This is a genomic window from Rossellomorea arthrocnemi (assembly GCF_904424705.1).
GTDB lineage: Bacteria > Bacillota > Bacilli > Bacillales > Bacillaceae_B > Rossellomorea > Rossellomorea arthrocnemi.
Genome location: NZ_CAJGBF010000069.1, coordinates 1 through 323, shown reverse-complemented (window position 1 = coordinate 323; position 323 = coordinate 1). Strand labels below are relative to the sequence as shown.

The 323-nt window shown below is 36.2% G+C and carries 1 rRNA gene; it reads right to left on the bottom strand.

The features are described from left to right. Nucleotides 1-256 precede the first annotated feature (256 nt). A 16S ribosomal RNA gene (locus tag BAA9072_RS24000) occupies nucleotides 257-323 on the bottom strand; the annotation flags it as partial.

The window sequence follows — 323 nt, the reverse complement described above, 5'->3', positions numbered from 1 at the left end:
TAAATCAAAATTTGATCACTTACTAATTAAGGTTTAAAACCTAAAATGGCGATACTCGGTAATTTCTTGACTATCAATTTATCTTTATCTAGTTTTCAAAGAACAATCATTTGTCTCAAAAGAGACAATATGGGTGGATATTTTGCTTGCGCAAAAATCCCTGATGGATGGTTATTTTGCTCTCGCAAAAAACCTTGTTGAACCATCAAAACTGAACAAAACTTCGACTGTCAAACGTTTAGTAAATCTTCCTTAGAAAGGAGGTGATCCAGCCGCACCTTCCGATACGGCTACCTTGTTACGACTTCACCCCAATCATCTGT